General features: G+C 37.7%; 24 protein-coding genes and 1 pseudogene. 21 read left to right on the top strand and 4 right to left on the bottom strand.

Annotation, left to right across the window (positions count from 1 at the left end):
• Positions 1–365 precede the first annotated feature (365 nt).
• The 3 genes from miaA (at position 366) to spoVK (ending at position 2887) form a co-directional block, all read left to right on the top strand.
• Positions 366–1286, top strand: coding sequence for a tRNA (adenosine(37)-N6)-dimethylallyltransferase MiaA (miaA, locus tag QUF86_RS23575; RefSeq protein ID WP_430101820.1), 921 nt, complete (start codon positions 366–368; stop codon positions 1284–1286).
• A gap of 3 nt (positions 1287–1289) precedes the next feature.
• A complete protein-coding gene (gene hfq / locus QUF86_RS23570; protein ID WP_289317066.1) occupies positions 1290–1523 on the top strand; it encodes an RNA chaperone Hfq in 234 nt (77 codons plus the stop codon).
• Positions 1524–1930: 407 nt separating this feature from the next.
• Entirely contained in the window at positions 1931–2887 is a 957-nt protein-coding gene (gene spoVK / locus QUF86_RS23565; protein ID WP_289318428.1) for a stage V sporulation protein K, read from the top strand.
• Between the two features lie 36 nt (positions 2888–2923).
• Here the strand turns inward: spoVK and QUF86_RS23560 are convergent, their stop codons facing one another.
• Positions 2924–3532: a trimeric intracellular cation channel family protein gene (locus QUF86_RS23560; RefSeq protein ID WP_289335870.1), complete on the bottom strand. Its 609-nt coding sequence runs from the start codon at positions 3530–3532 to the stop codon at positions 2924–2926.
• Between the two features lie 129 nt (positions 3533–3661).
• On the opposite strand from QUF86_RS23560, the gene hflX reads away from it, so the two are divergent.
• The 4 genes from hflX to glnA all read left to right on the top strand — a co-directional run bounded on the left by hflX (position 3662) and on the right by glnA (position 8199).
• Positions 3662–4954 carry a GTPase HflX gene (gene hflX / locus QUF86_RS23555; RefSeq protein WP_289324462.1) on the top strand — a complete coding sequence of 431 codons (1293 nt, stop codon included), beginning with the start codon at positions 3662–3664 and terminating at the stop codon, positions 4952–4954.
• A 12-nt stretch (positions 4955–4966) separates the two neighbouring features.
• A complete protein-coding gene (locus QUF86_RS23550) occupies positions 4967–6235 on the top strand; it encodes a methionine gamma-lyase family protein (RefSeq protein ID WP_289317063.1) in 1269 nt (422 codons plus the stop codon).
• 185 nt (positions 6236–6420) lie between these two features.
• Positions 6421–6825, top strand: a complete 405-nt coding sequence (locus tag QUF86_RS23545) for a MerR family transcriptional regulator (protein WP_053345434.1) — start codon at positions 6421–6423, stop codon at positions 6823–6825.
• Positions 6826–6864: 39 nt separating this feature from the next.
• Positions 6865–8199: a type I glutamate--ammonia ligase gene (glnA, locus tag QUF86_RS23540; protein ID WP_289317062.1), complete on the top strand. Its 1335-nt coding sequence runs from the start codon at positions 6865–6867 to the stop codon at positions 8197–8199.
• Between the two features lie 105 nt (positions 8200–8304).
• Here the strand turns inward: glnA and QUF86_RS23535 are convergent.
• Positions 8305–8526, bottom strand: a pseudogene (locus tag QUF86_RS23535) (tyrosine-type recombinase/integrase); the annotation flags it as partial.
• A gap of 94 nt (positions 8527–8620) precedes the next feature.
• On the opposite strand from QUF86_RS23535, the gene QUF86_RS23530 reads away from it, so the two are divergent.
• The 7 genes from QUF86_RS23530 to QUF86_RS23495 all read left to right on the top strand — a co-directional run bounded on the left by QUF86_RS23530 (position 8621) and on the right by QUF86_RS23495 (position 13886).
• On the top strand, positions 8621–8815 hold the full coding sequence (locus QUF86_RS23530; protein ID WP_289317056.1) for a hypothetical protein: 195 nt from the start codon (positions 8621–8623) through the stop codon (positions 8813–8815).
• 97 nt (positions 8816–8912) lie between these two features.
• Positions 8913–9128 carry a hypothetical protein gene (locus tag QUF86_RS23525; RefSeq protein ID WP_289317055.1) on the top strand — a complete coding sequence of 72 codons (216 nt, stop codon included), beginning with the start codon at positions 8913–8915 and terminating at the stop codon, positions 9126–9128.
• A gap of 1542 nt (positions 9129–10670) precedes the next feature.
• A complete protein-coding gene (locus QUF86_RS23520) occupies positions 10671–11351 on the top strand; it encodes a hypothetical protein (RefSeq protein WP_289335869.1) in 681 nt (226 codons plus the stop codon).
• A gap of 15 nt (positions 11352–11366) precedes the next feature.
• A complete protein-coding gene (locus QUF86_RS23515; RefSeq protein WP_289335868.1) occupies positions 11367–11597 on the top strand; it encodes a hypothetical protein in 231 nt (76 codons plus the stop codon).
• A gap of 1171 nt (positions 11598–12768) precedes the next feature.
• A complete protein-coding gene (locus QUF86_RS23505; protein ID WP_289335867.1) occupies positions 12769–13041 on the top strand; it encodes a hypothetical protein in 273 nt (90 codons plus the stop codon).
• Between the two features lie 128 nt (positions 13042–13169).
• The gene (locus tag QUF86_RS23500) at positions 13170–13493 is read left to right on the top strand and encodes an ArsR/SmtB family transcription factor (RefSeq protein ID WP_289335866.1); all 324 of its coding nucleotides are present in this window, start codon (positions 13170–13172) and stop codon (positions 13491–13493) included.
• A 3-nt stretch (positions 13494–13496) separates the two neighbouring features.
• Complete coding sequence (locus tag QUF86_RS23495) at positions 13497–13886, top strand: SRPBCC family protein (RefSeq protein ID WP_289335865.1); 390 nt, start codon at positions 13497–13499, stop codon at positions 13884–13886.
• A gap of 244 nt (positions 13887–14130) precedes the next feature.
• Here the strand turns inward: QUF86_RS23495 and QUF86_RS23490 are convergent, their stop codons facing one another.
• Positions 14131–14448, bottom strand: coding sequence for a dihydrofolate reductase family protein (locus tag QUF86_RS23490; protein ID WP_353957707.1), 318 nt, complete (start codon positions 14446–14448; stop codon positions 14131–14133).
• A 143-nt stretch (positions 14449–14591) separates the two neighbouring features.
• Here QUF86_RS23490 and QUF86_RS23485 point away from each other — a divergent pair, with 143 nt between their 5' ends.
• From QUF86_RS23485 to QUF86_RS23475, 3 genes are all read left to right on the top strand, one after another.
• A complete protein-coding gene (locus tag QUF86_RS23485) occupies positions 14592–15104 on the top strand; it encodes a GrpB family protein (RefSeq protein ID WP_289335864.1) in 513 nt (170 codons plus the stop codon).
• A gap of 626 nt (positions 15105–15730) precedes the next feature.
• Positions 15731–16426, top strand: a complete 696-nt coding sequence (locus QUF86_RS23480; protein WP_289335863.1) for a cytochrome P460 family protein — start codon at positions 15731–15733, stop codon at positions 16424–16426.
• 70 nt (positions 16427–16496) lie between these two features.
• Entirely contained in the window at positions 16497–17189 is a 693-nt protein-coding gene (locus tag QUF86_RS23475; protein WP_289335862.1) for a DUF4405 domain-containing protein, read from the top strand.
• 79 nt (positions 17190–17268) lie between these two features.
• On the opposite strand, the gene QUF86_RS23470 is transcribed toward QUF86_RS23475, so the two are convergent.
• Positions 17269–18171: an AraC family transcriptional regulator gene (locus QUF86_RS23470; RefSeq protein ID WP_289335861.1), complete on the bottom strand. Its 903-nt coding sequence runs from the start codon at positions 18169–18171 to the stop codon at positions 17269–17271.
• A 487-nt stretch (positions 18172–18658) separates the two neighbouring features.
• Here QUF86_RS23470 and QUF86_RS23465 point away from each other — a divergent pair, with 487 nt between their 5' ends.
• From QUF86_RS23465 to QUF86_RS23445, 4 genes are all read left to right on the top strand, one after another.
• The gene (locus QUF86_RS23465; protein WP_289335860.1) at positions 18659–19642 is read left to right on the top strand and encodes an aldo/keto reductase; all 984 of its coding nucleotides are present in this window, start codon (positions 18659–18661) and stop codon (positions 19640–19642) included.
• A 26-nt stretch (positions 19643–19668) separates the two neighbouring features.
• Positions 19669–20520, top strand: coding sequence for an aldo/keto reductase (locus QUF86_RS23460; RefSeq protein WP_289335859.1), 852 nt, complete (start codon positions 19669–19671; stop codon positions 20518–20520).
• 1135 nt (positions 20521–21655) lie between these two features.
• Positions 21656–22864 carry an LVIVD repeat-containing protein gene (locus QUF86_RS23450; protein ID WP_353957682.1) on the top strand — a complete coding sequence of 403 codons (1209 nt, stop codon included), beginning with the start codon at positions 21656–21658 and terminating at the stop codon, positions 22862–22864.
• Positions 22865–23576: 712 nt separating this feature from the next.
• Positions 23577–24434, top strand: coding sequence for an MBL fold metallo-hydrolase (locus tag QUF86_RS23445; RefSeq protein ID WP_289335857.1), 858 nt, complete (start codon positions 23577–23579; stop codon positions 24432–24434).
• Positions 24435–24623: the final 189 nt, after the last annotated feature.

The raw sequence follows: 24623 nt of genomic DNA, 5'->3' as shown, positions 1-24623 counted from the left end.
TATTTTCAGCCGGTGTCCTATATCTTGCTAAATGCGTAAATGCAGCTGGGAACTTCAGCTGTATTTTCGGTATGTTATACTCTGGAAATCTAAGGCAATAAAGCTGTACTATATGAAAAAAGAAGGCATTACAACCTTTTTAATGGATCAGTATTGAATGTGAATTAAGTGATTCCAGATGACGATTAATCCGATAAAAAGGTGAATAAAAGAACCTGAATTGGACATAATGGGTAGATGTTTAGCTGCTTCCATCGGGATTATGATAAGATAGGGAAAAAATCATATAAGGCAGTGAGAATGTGAAACAACAAAAAGGAAAACTTCTCGTTATCATTGGACCGACTGCTGTTGGCAAGACAAAGATGAGCATTGAGATGGCAAAGTTATTTAATGGTGAAATTATCAGCGGAGACTCCATGCAGGTTTATAAAGGGATGGATATTGGGACTGCAAAAATCAAGAGGGAAGAAACAGAAGGAATTCCTCATTATTTACTTGATATCAAGGACCCTGATGAACCATTTAGTGCGGCAGAGTTCCAGGAGCGTGCTAATGCTTGTATCGAGGATATCCAAAGTAGAGGTAAACTCCCTATTATCGTCGGTGGAACAGGATTATACATACAATCGGTCATTTATGATTATCAATTTTCAGAAGCACCATCCGACCCTGTTTATAGGGAAGGACTCGAAAAACAGGTAAGGGAGTTAGGGATCGATCCTGTTTTTGAACAATTACGTAAGGTTGACCCAGAAAGCGCGAATCGGATTCATCCTAATAATGTAAGAAGGGTGATCAGGGCACTCGAGATTTTTCATTGTACAGGTAAAACGATGAGTGAGCAGCTGAATGAACAGCCTACAGAATTGAAATATGATACGTGCATCATTGGATTGACAATGGAACGAGAAAAGCTGTACAAACGCATCGATCAACGTGTTGATGGGATGGTGGAAGAAGGCCTGATTCAAGAGGTGGAGTCATTTCATGAAAAAGGTTTAAGGGATTGCCAATCAATTCAGGCTATAGGCTATAAAGAAATCTATGATTTTTTTGATGGAAGAGCTTCACTGGATGAAGCGATTGAAACTTTAAAGCAGAATTCCCGTCGATATGCCAAAAGGCAATTAACTTGGTTTCGAAATAAAATGGATGTCATTTGGTTTAATATGACCGATCTAGAGGATTTTTCAAAAAAAATACATGAAATATCTGGATTTATAGCAGGAAAGCTTTTCAGTGAAGGCGAATACATAAATTTAGAGAGAAAAGAGGAGGACTAATACATGAAACAGTCAGTAAATATTCAAGATCAGTTTCTTAATCAATTACGGAAAGATGGTACGTATGTGACGGTATTTTTATTAAACGGGTTCCAGATTAGGGGACAAGTTAAGGGGTTCGATAATTTTACCGTTTTATTTGAATCGGAGGGCAAACAGCAGTTAGTCTTTAAACATGCGATCTCTACATTTGCTCCACAACGTAATGTTCAGATTGATTACGAAGTGAAGGAATAATCATATATATGAGTGTGAAAAACAGGTTTCGCTTATAGCGACCTGTTTTTTTTTGCTTGCATTTATCGGTTCTTTTTCAAAGAATCGATAATTTTACGCACCTGTTTTGAATATATATTAAGGGACGGATTATTTTCCGGGAAACCGCAGGAAATGACATTCTTCCATATAAATTGGTGATCGGGAATGAATCTTGTCGTAAAAAATACTCCAAGGAAAGAATCCTGTCAGAATAAGTCGCCGTTTGGAAGGGAATATGGCTAATTATACTGAAATCTTGGGTATTCACGAAAAGATATAATGAAATTCTCCGATGGGATAGTTTTGGCTATGCTACATATGCCTATTACCATCATAAATTGAATGAAAATTGTGGAGTCAGGGGCCAAGATGGAGAGGTGAATGCATTGGAACAACCGATCCGTATGAAAAATAACGGGCAAATCAATATTGTGTTTAATGCTGAAAACAGAAAAGCGCTACAAAAGGATCTGCCGATAAAAGAAATTTTGGTGCAAGAAATCCCCCAGCAGCATGTTGCGTTGAAAGAGATTGAAGATGAACTGAAATCGCTGGTCGGAATGGAAGAAATGAAACGGATGATTAAAGAAATATATGCCTGGATTTACATCAATAAACAACGTGAGGCAAAGGGGCTGAAGACTGGCCGACAAGCACTGCATATGATGTTTAAAGGAAATCCCGGAACAGGGAAAACGACGGTTGCACGTTTAATCGGTAAGTTGTTTCAAAAAATGAATGTATTATCGAAAGGTCATTTAATTGAAGCGGAGAGAGCAGATTTGGTCGGGGAATACATTGGTCACACCGCCCAAAAAACAAGGGATTTAATAAAAAAGTCCATTGGAGGGATCTTATTTATTGATGAAGCGTATTCCTTGGGAAGAGGCGGCGAAAAGGATTTTGGTAAAGAAGCCATAGATACCCTTGTCAAGCATATGGAGGATCGTCAGCATGAATTCATATTGATCCTTGCTGGATATTCTAGGGAAATGGATTATTTCCTCAGCCTTAACCCTGGCCTTCATTCCAGGTTCCCGCTTGTTGTTGATTTTCCGGATTATACGATCGATCAGTTAATGGAAATAGCCGATCGGATGCTGCAGGAAAGGGAATATCTAATGAGTCAGGATGCCGAAAGGAAATTAAAAGAACATTTAATCATATTACGATCATTCCGGGGGCCTATTTCATTTTCTAACGGACGTTATATTCGCAATGTACTTGAAAAGTCGATCAGGGCGCAGGCGATGCGGCTTTTACTGGAGGATTCGTTTGAAAAAACAGATTTACTGACGCTTACCAGCCAAGATTTGATTTTTGAGGATGATGAGAAAGAATGACATAGAAAAGCCCACCAAGATGGCGGGCTTTTCAATTTATGTTTTCGGCACCCATTTTTTATTAGGAAGATGCCAATTATTAGTGTAAGAAAGGATTCGCAATATCGTAATGACGACAAAGAGCGAATAAAGCTGCCAAGACTGGGATATTACACCACTGCCTAAAGCCAAGCCTGCAATGATGGCCCATACTACGTAGATTTCTTTCCTGAAGACCAATGGCTTTCTTCCGGCAAGCACGTCACGGATTATCCCTCCGCCGCAACCGGTTAATGCAGCAGACACAATGACGGCACTTATCGGATGATTAAGTTCCACGGCATACATCGCACCTTGGATGGCAAAGGCTGAAAGGCCAATGGCATCACTGAGGTTTCCCCATCTGTCCCAGTGCCTTGAAAGGTTTGTGGGAAAAACAAAAACGATGGTGATGGATATTAAAGCGATGGCAAAATAGAAACTTTGATCCCATAACGCTGAAACGGGGACACCTATAAGCAGATTACGGATTGCCCCTCCGCCAAAGGCGGTTATGATTCCTAAAATATATACTCCTAAAATATCATACTCTTCTTCCATGGCTATGATGGTCCCGCTAATGGCGAATGCAATCGTACCTATGAAGCTTAATACTTCCCATGTCATATGAATGTCCCTCGATGTCTTTTCGATTTTGATGGTAAAGCCAAATATGATTTTAGCATGTTATCGGAATTTTTAAAACGGGTAAAAGCTTTGTTTTCAGGAAATTTTTATATATTCACTTTTTTTGTTATGATTAACAAAAATCTTCGAGAAGGTGGTGCATGTGATTTGGAACAAACAATAAAGGAAAAGGCCGTGTTGATTGGATGTCAAACAACAGAGGCTAACGAACGTTTTGAATATTCACTCGATGAGCTGGCTTCATTGGCGAAGACGGCCAATGGTGAGGTGTTAATGACCATTACCCAGAAAAGGGAAAGCGTCGATCCGGCTACATATATAGGAAAGGGAAAAGTGGAGGAGCTTCGGAATCTGGAAGAGGAGCTTGAGCCGGATTTATTTATCTTTAATGATGAACTTTCCCCGAGCCAGATACGGAACCTCTCGAAACAATTGGAGGCAAGGATCATTGACCGGACACAGCTTATTTTGGATATATTTGCTCAGCGGGCGCGTTCCAGAGAAGGGAAGCTGCAGGTTGAACTTGCTCAGCTCCAATATTTATTACCGCGTTTGGTCGGACAGGGGACGGAAATGTCCAGGCTTGGAGGCGGAATCGGCACCAGGGGACCAGGAGAAACGAAGCTGGAAAGCGACCGTCGCCACATTCGTGGGAAAATAGATGAAATCAAGCAACAATTAAGCGGCATAGTGAAGCATCGTGAACGCTATCGTGATAGAAGGAAACGTAATAAGACCTTTCAAATTGCCCTTGTGGGATACACGAATGCAGGTAAATCAACGCTGTTCAACCGTTTGACGGAGGCGGATTCATTCGAAGAGAACCAGTTATTCGCTACACTGGATCCCATGACGCGAAAAGCCATTCTTCCTAGCGGATTTACCGTGCTGCTGACGGATACGGTTGGATTCATTCAAGATTTGCCGACATCATTAATCGCCGCATTCCGCTCGACCCTGGAAGAAGTGAAAGAAGCTGATCTATTGCTCCATGTGGTGGATTCATCAAGCACGGATTACTTTAATCATCAGAAAACGGTGCATGATTTGCTAAATGACTTAGAAGTCCCTTCCATTCCACAGCTAACGTTGTATAATAAGAAAGATAGGATTCACGCTGATTTCGTAAGGTCAGGCAGTCGTGCTTCATTAATGATCAGTGCCTATGAACAATCGGACCTGAATCAAATCATGGAAGAAATTGAAAAGTACGTGATTGAAGAAATGGTCCCGTATTATGTTTTCCTGCCGTCAAGTGAGGGTAAACTATTATCACAGCTGAAAAATGAAACCATATTGCGCACTCTCTCCTTTAATGAAGAATCGGAAAGATATGAATGCAAAGGTTTTTGTCTAGCTGATCATCCATTAACCGGACAGCTGGAGAAATATTCATTATAAAGGGGAATTTTGATGTATCAGCAGTTAACAAATGGAGAAGTGTTGAAAAACATTGCCCAGGAAGTGGAAGCAATGATTTCTCCGTTACATAAGCAAGTGGACGAACGTATTGAAGAAAATCAATTTCGTGTATTACAAAGTTATCAAACACATAGAGTGAGTGATTCCCATTTCATCCCGACTACAGGGTATGGATACGATGATATGGGCCGCGATACGCTTGAATTGATATATGCAGATGTTTTTGGTGCAGAAGCTGGATTGGTGCGCCCGCAAATTATTTCAGGCACACACGCCATCTCCACTGCCCTGTTCGGGATATTGCGCCCAGGTGATGAATTGTTATACATAACAGGAAAGCCGTATGATACTTTGGAAGAGATTGTCGGTATCAGGGGATCGGGTATCGGATCTTTACGCGATTTTCAAATCAGCTATAAGGCCGTTCCGTTAGCGGAAACTGGATCAGTTGATTTCGAAGCCGTCAAACAAGCCATTCAGCCAAATACGAAGATGATCGGCATACAACGTTCAAAAGGGTATGCTACACGTCCTTCCTTTACGATTGATGAAATTAAGGAAATGATTTCCTTTGTTAAAAACATTAACCCGGAAATCGTCGTGTTCGTGGACAATTGTTATGGAGAGTTTGTTGAGACGCAAGAACCATGTCATGTCGGAGCGGATTTGATGGCTGGTTCACTCATTAAAAACCCAGGTGGCGGGATAGTGAAAACAGGTGGATACATTGTTGGTAAAAAGGACCTGGTTGAAGCTTGCTCTTATCGATTAACATCACCCGGAATAGGTGCGGAAGCGGGTGCGTCGCTTTATAGTCTACAGGAAATGTACCAAGGATTCTTCCTTGCACCACATGTCGTGGGCCAAGCTGTTAAAGGAGCCATGTTCACAGCAGCCTTTTTAGAAGAAATAGGTATGAATACCTATCCTAAATGGGATGCGAAGCGCACTGATTTGATTCAATCCGTCCAATTTGATGACCGGGATAAAATGGTTGCCTTCTGTCAGGCCATCCAATATGCATCACCGATCAATTCCCATGTGACACCATATCCGGCCTATATGCCAGGATATGAAGACGATGTAATCATGGCTGCGGGCACTTTTATACAGGGAGCCAGCATTGAACTGACGGCAGATGGTCCGACAAGGGCTCCATATGTAGCCTACGTTCAGGGTGGCTTGACTTACGCCCATGTTAAAATTGCTGTATTGACTGCCGTGAATGCGCTAATGGATAAAAAACTGATTCAATTATAAATGTTGCATAATGGGAATCCAAACAAATTGGGTTCCTGCAAAAAAAACAATAGTCATAATATTTGAGTAGTTACAAATCATTTAATTTTTCCGAAAAAAACACGTCATAAAATGTAACATCATATTGACAAGTTTAATAACATGATATATGATTATTTTAAGATAAAAAAAGGAGGATGCTAAGAATGAGCGGCAACAACATTCGGCGTTCGATGCCTCTTTTTTCCATCGGAATCGTCATGCAGCTAACTGAGTTGTCTGCACGCCAAATTCGGTATTACGAAGAGCATCAACTTATTACTCCTATGAGAACAGATGGAAATCGTCGGGTTTTTTCTTTAAACGATATCGATCGACTGCTTGAGATTAAAGATTTAATCGAACAAGGAGTCAATCTAGCCGGCATAAAAAAGATTTTCACTGTAAAGGAACAGAATTTACCTAAAACTCAAGATTTAGAACAAGCGGAAAAAATAAGACAGGACCTTAGTGACGAGGAGCTTCGCAAGCTTCTGCGTGCCGAGCTTTTACAAGGAAGCAAGCATCGAACATCTCTTCGACAAGGGGATATGTCTCGTTTTTTCCAATAAAAAATATGATTTATGAATGATTATTAGGGGGAATAGAAATTGGCAAAGTTCACACGTGAAGACATCACTCGTTTAGCGAAAGAAGAAAATGTTAAGTACATCCGTTTACAGTTTACTGACATTTTAGGGACGATAAAAAACGTTGAAATCCCAGTCAGTCAATTAGAAAAAGCACTTGATAATAAAATGATGTTTGATGGATCTTCCATTGAAGGCTTCGTCCGTATCGAAGAGTCTGATATGTACCTATATCCTGATTTAAATACATGGGTTATCTTCCCTTGGACTTCGGAAAAAGGTAAAGTTGCACGTTTGATCTGTGATATCTACAATACGGATGGAACACCTTTTGATGGGGATCCCCGTGCTAACCTAAAACGCGTTCTTGGAGAAGCAAGAGAAATGGGCTTCACAGATTTCAATCTTGGACCTGAGCCTGAATTCTTCTTATTCAAACTGGATGCAGCAGGAGAGCCTACTCTAGAATTGAACGATAAAGGCGGATACTTTGACCTTGCACCTACTGACCTAGGAGAAAACTGCCGTCGTGATATCGTGCTTGAGCTTGAAGAAATGGGATTTGAAATCGAAGCTTCCCACCATGAAGTAGCTCCAGGACAACATGAAATTGACTTTAAATACGCAGATGCAATCTCAGCTTGTGATAACATCCAAACATTTAAATTGGTTGTTAAGACGATTGCCCGTAAACATGGTTTACACGCAACATTCATGCCAAAACCATTGTTCGGTGTTAATGGATCTGGTATGCACTGTAACGTTTCTCTATTCAAAGGAAACCAAAATGCATTTTATGATAAAGAAGGAAAATTGGAATTAAGTAAAACAGCTGAGCAATTCATCGCTGGTATCATTAAGCATGCTCCAAGCTTCACAGCGGTAACAAACCCAACTGTTAACTCATACAAACGTCTAGTTCCTGGTTACGAAGCTCCTTGTTATGTTGCATGGTCCGCTAAAAACCGCAGCCCATTAATTCGTATCCCAGCTTCACGTGGAGTGAGTACTCGCGTAGAGGTACGTAGTGTCGATCCAGCAGCAAACCCATACTTGGCACTTGCTGTTCTGCTAAAAGCTGGTCTTGACGGTATCAAAAACGACTTGACTCCTCCAGCTCCAGTAGACCGCAACATCTATGTTATGAATAAAGAAGAACGTGAAGAAGTAGGCATCGTTGATCTTCCAGCTACTTTATATGCTGCATTGGAAACATTAAAATCTGATGAAGTAATCAAAGAAGCGTTAGGCGAACACTTACTTGAACACTTCATCGAAGCAAAAGAAATCGAGTGGGATATGTTCCGCACGCAAGTTCACCCATGGGAACGCGAACAATATATGTCAATGTATTAATATCTCAAACCCTTGGCACCTCTGGTGTCAGGGGTTTTTTATTTGTGAGGTAATAATTAATATGAATTAGAGATAGGAAGTTCACCCCTTTTTTACCCCTCTGACTCAATTTAAATAATCGTCAAACTTACTCATGGTATCTTTCTCGATTTTTTTAGAGATATGAGCATATACATCGGCTGTAATTTGAGCGCTTCCGTGGCCTAAACGTTCCTGAATATACTTCATTGTGGCTCCAGATTCAAAGTAGTAAGAAAGCGTGGGTATGACGTAAACAATGTATTGAATTTCCGGAATAACGGCGCGTTTTAGTATCCGAGAAAAGGCTTTGGCATGTGCCTAGCTTAGAGTGAATAAACAAATGGGAATCCTTGACTTTTAGTTGAATATAAATAGTGTGAAAACTAAAGGGGGAGAAAAGGTGGATATATTTGATGAACATGCGAAAGTGCTAAAAAAGATGTTTGATAATAAAAAAGCCCAAAAAGAAATTATAGAGAAAATGGGAAACGGCATAAATTCAGAGTTGGAGAATCAGTTGCAAACATTAAAAAAGGAATACTACGTTTTGAGCAAATTAGAAAGAACATATGATAATCGCTATGAATTTAATTAAATTTGGGCACTCATACATTTGGGTGCTTTTTATATGCAGGAAAACGCCTCCTTTTGTCGTATTGGTTACGTATTGGTTAAACGAAGGGGATGACAGAATGAATGATGATTATGAGAAAATCGGTATTTTATTGTCCAATATGACAAACGAATTAGTGTCGAGTAGAGTGAGGGTTAAAGCTATGGTAGAATTACTAACTGAAAAAGGTCAAATAACCTACGAAGAGTATGAAAAAAGGTTTGAAAAAGTTTTTGAAAGAGATGCAAAGTCATTTAGAGATGATTTAATAAAAGACGTCAAGAGTAGTGAATAAAAGGAGAAGGCATCCATTAATTTGGGTGCTTTTTATTTGCAGAAAAGTCCTTTTTGTCGAATTAGGTAGGCAAAGGGAGATGATATTATGAGTTGGAATCAAGAGGACTTTGCAAACTATTACAACGCACCTTCTGATTTTTACAAAGTGGAGATTAATGGAAAAATGGATATTAGCATGGAACAAGGCTGAGATGAAAAGATAAGTTTACAACCTCACGGAATGTTTAAATTAGTTAAGGAATGGTTAGAAAGTGGGCATCAACTTTCAGCAGAGAACAAACAAGAACTAATTGATTTATTAAACAAATAAAACGGCAAGTTCCTGTAGATAAAGAGAAGTTAAAAGATATAGTTGATATAGTTGGTCCTGAAGGATTGAAATTTGACAAGGATAAGCTGCTAAATTCAAGTTCATTCGATCCATTAGCAAAAGTTAAAGAAACATCGAAAAAAATCAACAAATTTTACAAGATAACATTAATAAGATTAAAAAGTAGGCATCCATTAATTTGGGTGCTTTTTTTATTGGGGTGAAAATGATGAGCCGTGATGAGAAGAAGAAACCTGTTAAGAAGCCAGAGAAACTAACAAACTTAAAGATAGATAGTACACACTAAAAAACTGCCCGATTAATTATGATTTTTTACTCTTGTTCATGCTGAATCAATTTTCGAAAAAACTGTCAAACAAGCATTTGTGATGTTTTATGATGCCTGTTTATGCTAAGAAGTATGTTCCGTACACAAGTTCACCCATGGGAACGCGAACAATATATGTCAATGTATTAATAGCTTTAAAGCCTTGGTATTACTGAGTTTCTCAGTTGCCAAGGCTTTTTTTATTTTTTCTAAAATGAAAGGGAACGGGCTGGCTGACCACATTTTAAACTATTTCATAATTAATTGGGCATAATCCATGTATTTTAATTATTCGTCCACACTTTTTTCTTCGAGTTCCTTTGACATATGAGCATAGATATCTGCGTTGTTTGAATGGATTTACAGTGAAAAAGTTAGTTGTGTATGGAAAATGGGGACCTGAGACTAGAGTTGCCATTGTCACAGTCTAAAAGGTTTAAAGGCAATCTTACATGGATTCTACTGCACTTTACGCTGGATTGTTTCTTCGGAAAAGGTACCGAGTCTGCTTTATGTAATTTTCAGAAGGCACGAGGGATTTCTATAAATATGATCGTAGGAAAAGCTACTATTTCTAAATTGTTTGAGGATAAATTTACTGTAATTTTAAGCGTTAAAAAAATCCACGCTAAAATGCCCATTCTCTTAAACTGCGTATGGGCATTTTTATTAGAATGAATGATATCCAAGTTGAAAGAAATATATTATTCTTCCACACAGAAAGTGCTCTATCATTTCTCATTTAACTCTTTCCCTTTTTGTATATTTAGTATAGTATTACATATGTACCATAAAAAGTTAAAAGAATATTACATATGTATCATAAAAATCTAGGAACGTAATACATATGTACTAAAAAAAGGGGGGCCGAAATTTTTAAGAATTTATCAAGGATTATGATAATGCTATTATCGGTTGTTTTGTTAGCTGGAGGAATCTTACCGCGTGTGGGAGATGCTCAAGAGAAAAATGAATCAATTTATAATGACAACAATGTAGCAAGTACAGTTTTGACCGTAGATGATACCATGACAGTTAGTGAACAATACACCATCATTAATGAGTATCTAAGTAATCCAAATGTAGAGGAGTTAATTGTTCTTGATGAGTCATTATTAGAAGAGAATATTGATATCGAAAATGACACTAATACAAAAGCACGTGCTATAATTAATCAATATAAAGTTCAAAATGTACGAGGAGGGCCTGATGTAACAGGATCTAGCGGTCTTGCCACTTCTATTGGTGGTCCAGGAGTAGTATTGGTAATTAAGCAGACAAAATCAGTAGCCACAACAGTTAGTGCGAATTTTGGTGCTAGTAATGCTGCGCTATCAGGATCTATAGGGTGGAGTGTTACGGGTACTACATCTGTAGCAATTTCCGGTACTTTTAAAGTTCCAAGTAAAGTAAATGGGAAAAGTGTTAAATCTTTAAAATTCACAGCATATCCTGTATATAAAACTAAACTATATGATGTATATAAAATGCCATGGAATTCCTTTAGTTGGTCTAAACAAGGAACAGGCACGGCAAAAAAAGCTTATGGCGTAGCTTTTAAAAAAGTATATACCTATAAATAAAGGATGGAAGTTTAAATGAAAAAAAAACATATAATTATAATTTTTATGCTGGTTATAATTATTGGAAGTTTGCAAATTCCTAGTCTACTAGAATCAATCTATCCATTGGCTAAAGAAGATAGAACGGAAGCTTTTTATAATATTAGATATTTATTACAAGGGATTTTTTCTTTGGCAGGTGTAATATTTGTTAATATTATATTGTTAATATGTTTCATGAATAGTGATATTGATAAAAAATTCTAGTTAAATAAGCTTTTCTCGATACAAGACTCCAGACGTATAAATCGGCTTCCGAGGTTTGTATGACTTTTTACATTCCCCTGTCTTGCTTTGTTTTTCCTTTCCTTTCCTTTTATTTCCCTATTAGTATTACGTACACTGTTCAAAAGAATAATATATTTTTCTTATCCAATTTTCCCTCTCATCAGTACTCGTTTTGTCATACAAAACAGTCCTTTCTTTACAAATGTAATCAACTCATATATTAACATGAATTCATTTTTTAAAATTTTAGTAACAAGTTGTGTATCTCAACCTAAATTATAGGATGAACCTTATTAAATAACTCCGTAATATCATTTTCATCATTGTAAGTCACATGATCTATACAAAACTAGTTGCATTGTTAATTATAATCTGCTGAATCCACACGTAAGCCGCAATAGCAGCTGTCCAATCTGGGTCTTTCTTAAAATCTAAGCAAAAAACAGGAAGTAATTGGTTTTTATTAATGATTATTGGATTGCTTGTTTTTAATCTCTATACCATTAATTTGAAGAACCCATACTGGATGGAGAATTTGACTATAGTTATGTCTGTCCTTAATAGGGATTACGGGATTACGATATTTATTTATACCTAAAGTGGAGGATGTGGAAAGATGAATGACTAAAAGTCCTATTTCAATAATATAGAAGAGCTTAAACAGTTTATTGAAAAAGATATCGTAACCACTAAGGAAGTAGGCTGTACAAGGCAAAATATTAAACAGTTGGTCGATTATGGAAAGTTAGTTCCTATCAAAGAAACATCACGGGAGTGCCTTTTCTTGAAAGATGATTCTTAAATTACAAATGAAAAGAAAATAATTTTTAGCAAGTCATCTCAATAAGGGGATGGCTTTTTATTTTTGAGAAAGAAGGGAGCAAAATAAAACTATTTTAATACAAGAAAAGTTTAAAGTGCTTGATGAAAGGAGGGAAATCGTACTAGAAATAGACAATCTTTCATAAGTATTTATTCTTAGAAGTGGAAGAGAAGAAACCCCCAATAGTGCTTTTACTGTTTCTGTTGCATTAACAACTAGTTTATTTAGCCCAATCTTTGCTTCTGTAAATACAACAAAGATATAGCTCTAACTTATGGTCAAATTATCAATAAACTAGAAACAAGCCAAACAAATATTCAACAAGACATGAATTTAACACTTTCAGAAGGCGAAGTCCCTGACTTTTTAGCAACAGGAGCGATTAAAAATGGCGAAGCAGTCTATGTGATTATAAAGAATAGGGAAACGTGGAAGGTCGAAGCGGGAGAGGACATTCAAGTAGGTGTTTCTGTTGAAACTGGTAAAGATGGAAAAATCGTTGAAGCTATTGAGGGAGGATTAATTCAATCTTCTTTTTTTGTCACAGTATATGTCACTTCTACAATAAGTCTTATGGAACTAAAGGGGGAGGTTAGTTGAAAAAGTATACTTGATGATAAGTGAATAAAACTAATGTCCTTATGTCAATAATAAAAATTGACATGACACCAATTGGTGTCTTATAATAAGGACACCAATTGGTGTCCGATTTATAAAGGGGGGGGATTTTGAGCGAGAAAAATCAAGAGCGTGATGTTTATGTAGCCATTGCTGATCCAACAAGACGTAAATTGCTACGTTTGTTGGCAGATGCAGGAGAGTTACCTCTTCACGAATTAACCGCACAATTTCAAATGGGGCGTACCGCTGTTTCTAAACATTTGGCTATCCTTAAAGAAGCTGGTCTAGTTGCTGACCGGAAAGTCGGTAGAGAAACAAGGTATCGGCTAATTGCAGCTCCCCTACAGGAAATTAAAGATTGGGTATCCTTTTACGAGGATTTTTGGATGGGAAAAGTGGCATTTTTAAAAAAAATATTATCGGAGGAATGAATAATGACAGATTTATCATTAGATTTTCAGTTTACAAGTTCAATCAATACAGTGTGGAACGCATTAACAGATTCGGATACTCTTGCAAAATGGATAATGGAAAATAACTTTAAACCAATCGTAGGACATAAATGTCAATTCCGAAATGAGCAGTGGAATTTAATTGTAGATTGTGAAGTATTAGTAGTGGATGAGCCTAATAAGTTATCTTACACTTGGGTAGGTGGTCCGATAAACACTACAGTCACATGGACATTGAAGCAAGAGGATGGAATAACCTCCTTACACCTTGAACAAACTGGATTCGAAAAAGAAGATCAAGCGTTCAATGGTGCAAAATATGGTTGGGCGAATATGACTGAAGAACTTAAAAAAGTATTAGGGGAAATGTAAGAACCTCGGAACCTGTTTTTTTTAGTTTAGCTTAGCTAAAAATAGGCAAAAGCAAACGGATCAGTATAGGAATGAGCCGTATTCTCAGGGCTGTCGACAAAGTCGACAGCTATTTTATGTTTAATTAATTACACCATTCATCCTCAACAAAGCCTAACCAAATGATTTCTCCTAGTATAAGTGCTAATTGTACGAACCTAGTGTCTATTATCGGTTTATTCCTTCTATTAACTTTCTGTAATGATTATTTATTTTTTGTTACATACTTCAACCATAGCCCACCATCATCCAGTTTCTCGATTTCTTTCAAAAAGAAATTGACTGGAGGCTGTTTTTTTAGATGAGGACTTGTTTCAAACAATGTCAAAGAATTAGTAGAGCCATCTGCAATTGGGTCTATAATCAAGCTCAATTCATCAATTAAACCTTCATTCAAGAAGGTGCCATTTAAAACTCCGCCGCCTTCTAAGAGTAGTCGATCAATTGAGAATAAATGTTTAAGCTTTTCCACTACTACAGTAAAATCCAGTTGTTCTTTTCCACGGGTGCGTAAGCTTAAGATTGGAGCTGTCTTTTAAGGCAGCTTTTTCTTTATTCAACTATCCGGGCAGGATAGTTGAATAAGAAAATAGTCACAAGTTGTAATGGTGTTATAAAATAGAGTGAATAAACGGTGAAAAATGTTTAAGTTATGGAGGCAATAAAATGCTTGGATTACCAAAAGGTGAGGTGTTTTTAGTTCCATGGACAAATAATTGGGAAAAGGAATTTTTATTAGAGAAAGAAAGGATTCAAGAGGTAATTGGTCAGAATATTTTAGCTGTTCACCATATTGGGAGTACAGCAATAAAACATTTAAGTGCAAAGCCAATTATTGATATTGCAATTGAAGTTAAGGAATTTCAAGATGGTGAAAAGTGTGTTACGGCATTAGAAACACTTGGATACTCATATAAAGGGACAAATCTATTACCAGATAGATACTACTTTAATAAAGGTGAACCAAGAACACACCAAATTCATATGTATCAAAGTGGAAATAAATATTTACTTGAACAATTGGATTTTAGAGATTATTTGAGAAATAACGAAACAGCAAGAATACAATATAAAAAGCTGAAACAGATATTATCAACGGTTAATAAAAATAATAAACATAAATATGCAGATGATAAAACCAATTTTGTTAAGTCCATCTTAGAAAGTATAAAAAAATAATAGTATTTTGGTAACTCAACTAACGGGTACGTTAGCTGAAGATTAGAGCTGTCTTTTAGGCAGCTCTTTTTCTTTATGCAACTATAGGGGAAGGTTAGTTTATGTTCATTTTCCAAACTATATTTTAAGCCCTGAATACCTCTGAGTAAAATACAAATGCTGATCCCTCTTATTGACTCTTTTTGGTTATTTAAAAGAAATTTTAACTGATCCGCTTTTTGGTTCTTCATAAAAAGGAAATGTCAATTTCAATTTAGTTAGAAACGTAAGAGGATTAGGCACTGATTTAAGAGAAATAGGACAGCGGTCGCTTTGTCATCTGTAGCATAATGAGGATACCTCTACATTTATACATTACTTTTTTATTCGTATGAATAATACAACTCCGTTTTTTCCCTCGTTAACAAAATAGTGTTTATGTGGCTAATGCCATAATTAATTCAAATTACAAGTTCACTGTAAGTTGGAGTTTTGGTAATTATTCTGATTCTGGCTATTCAGCATTCCTCGAAGAAACAAGCATATATACAGTGAAATACTGGGGATTGAACTTGATAGGGATAGCCAGGGAGGACGATTACGAGTTTTGTATAGTAATAATTTGTAACGGAACCAGGAGGGAAAAGATGGAAAAACGATTATTAATATCCCTGGCTTTGGTCATGACCATCACTCTTTCAGCTTGCAACGGCAATAATGACAGAAATGGTATTTCCCAACAGGAACAACAATCAGAATCCAATCGTGAACTGGTTGAATTCCCTGAGAACTACGATAAGGGTGTAAACTATACGACTGTGCATCGGGGAAATGTCAGAGAGGAACTCTACACGAGCCGGGAAGCGATAGAAGCGGTGCAGAATGGGCAGCCAATCCCTGACGGCACCATAATCACTCTCGAAATCTATAGGGATGAAGAGCTTGGTGAAATTTTCGTGATGGAAAAGCGAGCTGGCTGGGCTGATGAGAACCCAACTGAGATGCGTAATGGAGATTGGCTGTACCAGGAATTCAATGGAGACAAGTCGGTGGATTACAAGGAAGAAATCGGTCGATGCTTTACTTGTCACGCGAACCAGGAACGGGATGACTTCGTGAACACGAGGGATGAAATGAAAAGTTTTGACCTTGGGGAATTTACTGGATCAAAGGATGGCAGTACAGCATCACGGACTGCAGGTATTCCCACCGAACACTGGGAGGTAAAAGCGGTAGACGATAAATTGGAGGACTCTCAGGATATATTGCATGGAAACAGCTTAATGGAAGCAGAAAAAGCGGGAATCATCCAGAAGGTTCTTTTAATGGTTCATTTTAAATAATAAGACATAGGGATTTAGCATCGACGGAAAACCGACCCAGGTATAAATTAATTAGAAAGAGGAGAACTTCTTGAATCCAAATATGTTAATCAGGCTGGTCATTGATCTTTCTATGACAGTTCTGATGTTAGTTGCAATGGCTTACCAGATTACCGGAAATACAATACATGAACTGGTAGGAGCATTATTGTGTTTATTGTTTATTACCCACAATATTTTAAATCGACGATGGTATAAGACGATTTTTAAGGGAAAGCACAATGTACGACGCATTCTAAGCATAGTGGTCAATCTACTTTTTCTTGTATCTATGGCTGTAGTCATGATAAGTGCTGTGCCCATATCTCGTGACATAATACCTTTTATTCCTATAAACAATGACATGGTTCTATTGCAGATACATGTTATGACTTCATATTGGGGATTTATCTTCATGGCTGTGCATATTGGGATGTCCTGGGCAACAATTATCAATTCAGTACGAAAGATGACGGGAATTAAAAGCACCAGCCGTATCCGCGCCATTGCATTTCGTGTCATAGCGGTGTTGATTGTCGTTTATGGGGTTCAGGCTTCTTTCGAGAGAGATATGCTTTACAAGTTAACCATATATAATCCATTTGGTTGGAACCTTGATGATTCCTCCATGGGATTTTTAATAGATCATCTAGCTATCATGGGAATATATATCAGCGGGACTCATTATGTTCTGAAATTTGTTCAGAAGCAGGATACAGGTTTAAAAGAGAGGAATATCAAATAGAATATTGGAAAAAGTTTAATCAAGGCAAATCTTCATTATAAAAAAGTGCAATAATCCATAAGCGGATTAACGCACTTTTTTATGCATATTTTCCCTTCAGGCGGTTAATATCTTCTTTTGGTGGTAATCCGAACAAGCGGGAATATTCACGGCTGAATTGGGATGGGCTTTCGTAGCCTACGCGGAATGCTGCTTCAGTGGCATCTGTTGACTCGGATAATAATAGGCGACGGGCTTCCTGTAGCCTCAGTTGTTTTTGGAACTGAATGGGACTCATCGCTGTTACCTCTTTAAAGTGTCTATGAAGCGATGAAACGCTCATATTTGCAATTTCCGCAAGGTCTTCAATCCGAAAAGACTGGTCATAGTTATTCATGATATGATCGACAACGCCGCCGATTTGATAGGTGGAACTTCCTTCTAACGCAATTTGCCCCAGAGTAAAACCATGCTGCCCTTGTAAAACCCTATAGATGATTTCCTTCGTGATAAGAGGTGCGAGTACGGGTATATCATTAGGATTGTTTAGCAAATGAGATAATCTGGTTACCGCGTCCAACAGAGCTATTTCTATTTGACTTACATACATGCCTCTTTTAGCATGTTCTTTCTGGTTAACAGCAAGTTGAGAATCCTGTAAAACCTCCAAGATTTGATTTGGTGTAAATTCGAGTTTCAGTGCCAAATATGGATTTTCTGAAGAGGCTTCTGTGACTATTCCGGTAATTGGCAAGTTAACAGAGGCAACAAGGTAATCGGCTGGACCGTATATATAGCGCTCCTGTGCCAGTAATACCTCCTTCTTACCTTGAACGATAATGCATAAGGAAGGCTTGTAAACTCCGTAATTTGGACCGGTAACATTAGAGAAACGAGAGAAAAATAAAGAAGGAATGGCAGTCGGATGAGACCCGTCCTTGCCAGTGTGACTCTCAATGAGTTGGGTGAGATCAGCCCGCTGTTTATAGATTTGTTCAGACATATAAACCTCCTTGTTTCCTTAATCTTTCTAGCTCCATTCTAATACATATTCCTCTGGAGTGTAAGTGAAGTGAGAGGATTAGGCAATGATTTGGTAGGAATGCTATAAGGCTTTCTTATTTATTTATTGCATAATAAGGGAGTCAAAGTTCTTTTTAATATTTATATTTCCGCAATATAGATAAAGGAGTTGAAGCGCACCCTGAATACCTAAAAATATATATGTTAACTCTTTTCAGTTTTTAAGTTGGTACATCTCAATTTGTCATTTCAGGTATTTTAGACAAAGTAGCTGCTTCTGTGGGCGGCTCGTCAATACTGAAAATCTGTTAGTGCTGCTGCGGTCGCAGCATGATTGATCTTTTCTAGCTTTATGGATAACCCAATGAGATTTTCTTAATGCCACCAATGTGAACTTAACTCCGCATCGGTTGCGGATAAAATATAACAGCAAAGTGACAATTATAAAAGAGGGGGGAATATAAGTAATGCAAAAACGTAAATTAGGAAAAAGTGACTTAGAAGTTTCTACTATAGGACTTGGATGCATGGGCATGAGCCATGGTTACGGTCCTGCTTCGGACAAGAAAGATATGATTTCCATGATTCATGAGGCAGTTGACCGAGGTGTTACTTTTTTCGATACTGCCGAAGTATATGGTCCATATGTAAATGAGGAGTTGGTAGGAGAAGCGCTTGCTCCTTTCAAGGGAAGAGTGAATATCGCGACTAAATTTGGTATCCAAATGGTAAATGGCAAGCAGGTGCTTGACAGTAAGCCGGAGCGTATTAGGAAATCAATCGAAGGCTCGCTTAAACGGCTTAAGGTTGACTCTATTGATCTTTACTATCAGCATCGGGTGGACCCAAGTGTTTCGATTGAGGAGGTAGCCGGAGTAATGCAAGACCTAATCAAGGAAGGTAAGATAAAGCATTGGGGGCTTTCTGAAGCAGGGGTTGAAACGATTCGTCGTGCACACTCGGTTTATCCACTCACTGCCATTCAAAGTGAATACTCAATGATGTGGAGAAGTCCTGAAGATAAACTACTGCCTACCCTTGAAGAGCTTGGAATCGGCTTTGTTCCTTTCAGTCCGTTGGGTAAGGGATTCCTTACTGGGAAAATTAATAAGGATGCAACGTTCGGTAGTTCCGATTTCCGCAGCATTGTTCCTCGCTTCAAACCTGAAAATATCGAAGCAAATCAGGTATTGGTCGAACTGATAAAGAAGATTGCTGTAGGAAAAGATGCAACGCCCGCTCAAATCGCATTAGCATGGGTACTTGCTCAGAAGCAATGGATTGTTCCGATTCCGGGTACGCGGAAATTAGAGCGTCTCGAAGAAAATCTTGGGGCAGCTGATGTTGAGCTGACCCATGAGGAATTGAATGATTTGAACAATGCGCTCTCGAAGATCGAGATTTCGGGAGACCGCTATCCGGCAGAATACGCAAACAGAGTAGGTAAATAAAGAAAATGAAAACAGGAGGATTTCATATGCAGAAAGTAATTTTGAACAATGGTGTTGAGATGCCTATACTAGGTTTTGGGGTTTTTCAAATACAAGATGAAAATGAATGTGAACAAAGCGTTTATGACGCTATTATGGCAGGCTATCGTCTTATCGATACTGCTGCCTCTTATCTGAATGAAGAAGCAGTCGGCAGAGCAATCAAGCGGAGTGGTGTGCCAAGAGAGGAATTGTTTATTACTACAAAACTATGGGTTCAGGATGCAGGTTATGAAAGTACAAAGAACGCATTCACAAAATCACTGAAAAGACTACAATTGGATTATTTGGATTTGTATTTAATCCATCAGCCATTTGGGGACGTATTTGGTTCTTGGCGTGCAATGGAGGAATTGTACAGTGAAGGAAAAATTAGAGCAATTGGAGTTAGTAACTTCCAAATGGACCGTCTAGTGGATTTGATTGTCCACAATGAAGTAATTCCTGCCGTAAACCAGGTTGAAACTCATGTTTTTAATCAACAAATAGAAAGTGCGAAACATATGAAAGAGAACAATGTTCAGATAGAGTCGTGGGGTCCATTTGCTGAAGGAAAAAATAACATGTTCCAGAACGAAATATTAGTGTCCATAGCCGAAAAATATAATAAAACTGTTGCACAGGTGATTTTACGTTGGTTGACACAAAGAGGAGTCGTTGCGATTCCAAAGTCTGTTCGTAAGGAAAGAATCATCGAAAACTTCAAAATCTTTGACTTCGAATTAGGCCAAGAAGATGTGGAGAAGATTGCTACGTTAGATACGAAAAAAAGCTTGTTCTTTTCTCATAACGATCCTGAAATTGTGAAATGGATTAGTACCCGTAAACTTGATATTTAACGCTCTCTTCCAAAATGAAGTGAAGAAATAGTCGATTCCTTTTAGGAACTTCGGCATTTCTTCGTTAAAACATTAGGATAGGGGTTGTAGTTTGTAAATGACTGTACTTAAACTAACAGGTGCTTGGTTCCATTGGGCATAAAGGAAGACCACAATAAGTGGTCTCTTTTGTTTGTTTAAAAGTCAATAATGATTAACAAAACCTTGTTTTAAAAAATAAGCTTAACCTTCTTAACTACTCTGTAATATCAATAATGCAATCCCAAACGGAAGTGCAATTTTCTCCAAGAACGGGGAATTATTTAAAGTGGTTAATGATATCTACTCCTTTCAAAATATGAAAAAGGAAATAGTAAATTCCTACTTCTTAATGAACTACCATGAAAATAAGTTTCTTTAAAAATGAAAAATGACAATACTTAAGAAGACCCTGCTCAATCGTTTTAAAAAAAAGAGGAGGCGTTAATTAATTAGTCTATAGATTAGGGTTGACTAGATTAAGGTCAATATCAGTATTGACACTTCCTAACCATTTTCATTCTTTGTGGTGAATCGCCGGTTTTTGCGATTCATGGATGGCTAACGGGTGCGTTAGTTCAAAAAAAAGACCGATTATTTCGGCCTTTTTTTTTCTTGTTATTCAGCAGTGAATGTAAATGTTTCTTTTAAAGGTCTGCCTTCGCTACCCTTTTGAGTCCAAACGATTTCTACTTCCAATTCCGTTGCTTTTTCAGCCAAAACGAAATTGCTAAATTTATAAGGATATCCATCATTCATTTGTTTTGCTAAAGAAATCGCTTCTTCAAAGTTGTTTTTATTGCAATCTTCTTCACCAGGACAACCAAAATTGCTGGCAGTATCTTTTTAGGTTTCACCCTGAGGTTTCTAACGTTATTTCACGTAGGTGTTCCATAAATGAAATAAAAGAGCTCTTTCAACAAAGATTGTACTTCTACAGCAAGGCAAGTACTCAGTCATCCAAACGCTTGTTACATAAAATGGAGAGAATAACTAGTAAATTCTTTGTTCATGATATTGCTTTTAAAATTATGAACGTTCAAATCATAAAAGTAGGAGACCTATCTATATATGGAATCAGATGATTCGACGGTTTCCTAGAAAGGATGCATGTATATTGTCTTTTCCAAATATACCTAATATAACACCTGCCATTTCTGTTACGGTAGAGCAGACGATTCCTTTACTGTTAAGTTCCATTGCTCTGGAAGAACTAGCTCTGGCTCACATCATGAATGCCGAGGCAGAGAAGCTTCAATTTGTTCTAGGAACATTACCTACAGGAACCGCACTTTCTCCTGCAGTGGTGTCGTTAGCCGAACTTTTTGCCGTTGACTCGAGTGTTCAAAGAACCCTTCGTGACGTCATCAAAAAGGAAATGCTGCTGGAGTTCAAGTTTGAAAACGTTCTGGATTTAATCGGAACTCTTCCTCCTGTGATATCTACATTTCTTTTTGTATCTAATCGTAACGATAACACGGTAGCAATTTTTGATATTTCCAATTCTCAGGATCCTTTATTTGTAACGAAGTTTAGTTCAGTAGATTCTCTAGGCGTTTTAAATGGGCCTACCGGTGGCCCTACCGGATTAGCGATTACAGGTACCACTGTATATGTCGCAAATCAATTCGATAACAATGTAGCAATTTTTGATATTATCCTTCCGGGTGGTCCTATCCTTCCTCCGAATCCTATACGTGTAGGGGATTTTGGTGTAGGTTTAATAAGTCAACCTACCGGATTGGCTATTACAGGTAACACTCTGTATGTATCAAATTCTGGTGATAATTCTTTAGTAATTTATGATATTTCTTTGCCTTCGAATCCTATACCTTTGAGTAAGTTTGGTGGAGGGGATTTGCCAGGCGTTTTCAATGATCCTAACGGATTAGCGATTACAGGCAACATTCTGTATGTATCAAATTCTGGCGATGACACGGTAGCAATTTTTGATATTTCTTCACCTGGTTTTCTTTCCCTACTCGGGCAGGTTAATGACGGAAATTTAAGTGGGCCTACCGGATTGACGACTACAGGCACGACTCTGTATGCAGCAAATTTTAACAATAGTAGGGTAGATATTTATGATATTATCGTTCCTAATGATCCTGTACATGTAGGGGAGTTTGGTGCAGGAGATTTAATTGGTCCTCAGGGATTGGCGATTACAGATACGACTCTGTACGTAGCCAATTTTAACAATAGTACGGTAGAAATTTATGATAGTATCGTTCCTAATGATCCTATACGTATAAGAGATTTTGGTGCAGGCGTTTTAAATGGTCCTTTCGGATTGGCTGTTTTTATTCCGCCTAATCCAGTCTAAAAGAGTCTAAAATGAATACCGTATTCATGTGCAGTTAACATAAAATCACATTATTGGAAGTAGCTAAAAAAGCCAAACCCATGTGTATCAGGGGTTTGGCTCTTAGTCGTTTTTTATCGTTTATTCAGGATTTTATACAACCTTGATGTAGCAAGGGTTGGCTAGCTTGTAAGATTCATATAACAGACCTATTCTTTGCATAAAAAATATAAAACACCTTATTAAGCTAACGGGTGCTTTACTTCAATAAGAGAGTTGCTTTGGCAACTCTTTTCTATTTGTGGAACAAGATTGTGAAGAAATGTACTTAAACTATAGGGTGCGTTAGTTCACTAAAAGAAAAAGGAGAGTACATAGTATACATGGCTAATATGTACTCTCCTTTATTTATTAAGGTTTTTTATAGCCACCGTCCTCGAAGGGTTGCCAAAACAAGTAGTCCACTGTGCTGTAAAAAGGGCGCAATAGTTGAAAATCGTAATAAGTTGTACTGTAGCTTTTTTTCGAATCGGGGAAATCATTTTATTCATTATATTGAATAATTGGGCCACTCTCCAGATGTAGTCCCCATCCTTCATAAAAGCGTTGGGTACGTTTGATATCATTTGCAGTAACTCACGAAATATAAGCATATACTTTTAAAAATGCGACAAAGGGTTTATTAAGATACTTATGGAATTACTGAAGGATAGTATCTTTAGGGGGAAAGTATATGCAAACTTTGGAAAAAATCAGCAATCGATGTTGGTATCAAACACCTGTTTCAGAAACGGATAGACCTATTCTAGGTGTAGTGGTTGGAGATAACAGATCGTTAATGATTGATGCAGGAAATTCAGAAGCACATGCTAATTGTTTTCTTAAAGAGCTTAAAGAACAAGGTATTCCACTTCCAAGCATCGTTGTGCTTACACATTGGCACTGGGATCATATTTTTGGTTTGTCTGCTTTGAATATGCTGTCTGTTGCTTCTATTCAAACGAAATCTAAAATTAAGAACCTTGTCTCGTACGAATGGACAGATTCTGCTTTAGAAGAACGAGTGAAATCGGGATTGGAAATTGAATTTTGTGCCAATGCAATCAAAGAAGAATTTGGAAGTGAAAGAAATATTATCATTTCATTACCAGATTTAGCCTTTGAACAGAGAATGGAGCTTGATCTAGGAGGAGTATCTTGTCTTTTGCAGCATGTAGGTGGCAATCATTCCCCAGACTCTATCATTGTCTATATCAAAGAAGAAAAAATACTATTCCTTGGCGACTCTATTTATGCAGATATCTATTCAAACAAAAGGAATTATACGACTCAAAGTACGATTCAATTATTAGACACAATCGATCAATTTGATGCTGAAATCTATGTCCTATCCCATTGGAAGCCAATATCGAAGGATGAATATCAGAAAGAAGCAATACTATTAAGGACTGTAGCCACCTTGACAGATCAATATGAGGGACGCTTTGAAGATATAAAGAAATCTTATCAACTCAAGCTAAACAGAGAGCTAAATGAAGAAGAGCTTGAAACGATTGGATACTTTGTGAACGGGTTCGAAATAAATAATTAGCTTAAGAGATCAGCCCTCAAGGTTTATAAGAATTCCTATTTAGTTAACGGTGGGCCATTTTATAAAATTGGAGACGATGCCTTTCTTATTGAACTACCATGAAAATAAGTTTCTTTAAAAATGAAAAATGACAATATTTAAGAAGACCCTGCTCAATCGTTTTAAAAAAAGAGGAGAGCGTTAATTAAT

The sequence above is a fragment of the Peribacillus sp. NJ11 genome, from assembly GCF_030348405.1.
Classification (GTDB): domain Bacteria; phylum Bacillota; class Bacilli; order Bacillales; family DSM-1321; genus Peribacillus.
This window is presented reverse-complemented; position numbering and strand designations above follow the sequence as displayed.